The sequence below is a fragment of the Streptomyces avidinii genome, from assembly GCF_014650695.1.
Taxonomy (GTDB): domain Bacteria; phylum Actinomycetota; class Actinomycetes; order Streptomycetales; family Streptomycetaceae; genus Streptomyces; species Streptomyces avidinii.
This window is the reverse complement of record NZ_BMVL01000045.1, coordinates 1-3,226: the sequence shown is the minus strand read 5'-3', so window position 1 is coordinate 3,226 and position 3,226 is coordinate 1. Positions and strand designations below refer to the sequence as shown.

Below are 3,226 nucleotides of genomic sequence, written 5' to 3'. Positions count from 1 at the left end.
CCGGTATGCGCTGCTTCAGGCGCAGGCGACGGACCTGGGGAACACGGTGGTGTTCGCGAGCCTGACCACGGGTGGTGAGTTGCACGTCCTGGAGGAGGGTGCGGTTACCGATCCGGCGGCGGTGTCCTCGTATCTGGTCGAGCACGGGATCGATTTCCTGAAGGCGGTTCCCTCGCACCTGGCGGCGCTGGCTTCGGTCACCGGCGTGGAGGGTGTCCTTCCGGGGCGTTCGCTGGTTCTGGGTGGTGAGGCGGCTGCTCCGGCGTTGGTGCGGGAGCTGGTCGAGCACGGCGGTGACGGGGTGGTGTTCAACCACTACGGGCCGACCGAGACCACGATCGGTGTGGCGACGACCCGACTGGAGGTCTCCGACGCGGATGCCGGGCTGGTGCCGGTGGGTGCTCCGGTGGCGAACACCCGGTTCTACGTGTTGGATGCTTCGCTGCGGCCGGTTCCTGTCGGTGTTGTGGGTGAGTTGTATGTGGCGGGTGTTCAGCTGGCGCGGGGTTATGTCAAGCGGACCGCGCTGACGGCCGAGCGGTTCGTCGCGAACCCGTTCGAGCCCGGCCTGCGGATGTATCGGACGGGTGACCGGGCCCGCTGGACCGAGGACGGCCGAGTGGTCTTCCAGGGCCGCGCCGACGACCAGGTCAAGATCCGCGGCTACCGCGTCGAGCCGGGTGAGGTCCAGGTCGCCGTGACCGCGCACCCGCTCGTCGCGCAGGCAGCGGTGGTGGCCCGCGAGGACGTACCGGGCGACACGCGCCTGGTGGCCTATGCGGTGCCGATGGACGAGGACGGCGACCTCGACGGACTTCCGTCCGCGGTAAGGGAGTTCATGGCCCGGCGGTTGCCCGAGCACATGGTGCCCGCGGCCGTGGTCGTCCTGGACGCGCTGCCGCTGACGTCCAACGGGAAGCTCGACCGCAAGGCCCTGCCCGCACCTGAGTACGGCGTGACGACGGCCGGCAGCGGCCGCCGGGCGGCGAACCTGCGGGAGGAGCTGCTCTGCCTCGCCTTCGCCGATGTCCTCGGGCTCGAAAACGTCGGCGTGGACGACGACTTCTTCGAACTCGGCGGACACTCCCTGCTCGCGGTCCGGCTCGTCAGCCGGATCCGCACCGTCCTCGGCATCGAGACCGAGATCCGCACGCTCTTCGAAGAGCCGACCGTCGCCCAGCTCGCCGCCCGACTGGCAGGGGCCGAGAGCGCCCGTGCTCCGCTCACGCGGATGGACCGCCCCGAGCGCCTCCCGCTCTCGTACGGTCAGCAGCGCCTCTGGTTCATCAACCAGCTGGAGGACGCGAGCGCGTCGTACAACATCCCGGTGGTGCTCCACCTGTCCGGGGAGATCGACCGCGAGGCGCTGGACGCGGCCTTCCGCGACGTGATCGAACGGCACGCGGTGCTCCGCACCGTCTTCCCCGTCGTCGACGGCGAGCCCTACCAGCGGATCCTCGGTCTCGACGAGCTGGACTGGGAGGTCACGACCGTCGCCGTGGCCGCGGCGGACCTGCAGGACGAGGTGGAGAAGACAGCCGCATACCCCTTCGACCTCACCTCCGAGGTGCCGATCCGCGCCTCGCTGTTCGAAGCAGGCGAGGGCACCGATCCCGTACTGGCCGTGGTCCTGCACCACATCGCCAGGGACGGCTGGTCGACGGCGCTGCTGACGCGCGACTTCTCGCTCGCCTACGCGGCGCGCTCCACGGGCCGGGCACCGGAATGGACGCCGCTGCCGGTGCAGTACGCGGACTACGCCATATGGCAGCGCGACCTGCTCGGCGACGAGGAGCGGCCCGACAGCCTCATCTCGCGTCAGATCGACTACTGGAAGCACACGCTGTCCGGCATCCCCGAGGAACTGGACCTCCCGTTCGACAAGAACCGCCCGGCCACCTCCTCCCAGCAGGGCCACAGCGTCCAGCTGGAGGTTCCCGCGGACGTGCACGCCCGGCTCGCCGAGGTGGCGCGCGCCGAAGGCGCGACCATGTTCATGGTCCTGCAGTCGGCGCTGGCCGTCCTGCTGAACCGCCTGGGTGCGGGCACCGACATCCCGATCGGCACCGCCAACGCGGGACGTACGGACGAGGCGCTCGACGACCTGGTCGGCTTCTTCATCAACACCCTCGTCATTCGGACGGACCTGTCCGGTGACCCGACCTTCGCCGACGTCCTGGCACGGGCCCGTGAGGCGGGACTGTCCGCCTTCGCCCACCAGGAAGTCCCCTTCGAGAAGCTCGTGGAACAGCTCGCACCGAGCCGCTCCATGGCTCGCCACCCCTTGTTCCAGGTGTCGCTGACGCTGCAGAACAACAAGGAGGCGGAACTGGATCTCGCGGGTGCCCGTATGACTGATGCACCGACGTCGACCGTGTGGGCCAAGTACGACGTCCAGGTCGGCCTCGGCGAGCGCCGCGATGCCGAGGGCGCTCCGGCCGGTCTGCACGGCGGGATCATCGGCTCCGCGGACCTCTTCGAGCCGGCGTCGGTCGAGCTCTTCGCCCAGCGCCTGGTGCGCGTCCTGGCCGCGGTGGCTGCTGACCCGCGCGTGCCGCTGAGCGCGGTGGACATCCTCGATGGGGACGAGCGTCGTCGGGTCGTCACGGAGTGGAACGCCACTGAAGTAGACCTCGGTTCGGGTTTGGTGCCGGGGTTGTTCGGGGCGCGGGTGGTGGGGGCTCCGGATGCGGTGGCTGTGGTTGCCGATGGTGTTGAGGTGTCGTTCGCGGAGTTGGATGTGCGGGCGAATCGGCTGGCGCGGTTCCTGGTGGGTCAGGGTGTGGGTGCGGAGTCGGTGGTGGGTGTGTGCCTGCCGCGTGGTGTGGATGCCGTGGTGGCGATTCTTGCGGTGTGGAAGGCGGGGGCTGCGTTCCTGCCGATCGATCCTGGTTATCCGGTGGATCGGATCTCGTTCATGCTCGCGGACAGTGGTGTGGTGTTGACGCTGACGGATGAGGAGATCCTGGGTGATCTTCCGGCGGGTCGTGCGCGGATGGTTGCGCTGGACTCGACGCTGATGGGCGTCCAGTTGTCGATGCTTGAGGACACCGCTCCCGAGGTGGTGACCCGTTCCGAGGGTCTGGCGTATGTGATCTATACGTCGGGCTCCACGGGTCGTCCCAAGGGCGTGGCCGTCACGCACGGCGGGCTCGCCAACTACGCCCAGTGGGCTGCTCGTTCATACGGCGCCGCCGAGGGTGGTGCTCCGCTGCATTCGTCGCTG

1 protein-coding gene is annotated in these 3,226 nt (G+C 69.2%); it reads left to right on the top strand.

Translation table 11 applies throughout. The features are described 5' to 3' along the window. A partial coding sequence (locus IE257_RS37610; RefSeq protein ID WP_189974616.1) for a condensation domain-containing protein occupies positions 1 to 3,226 on the top strand: 3,226 nt, incomplete at both ends.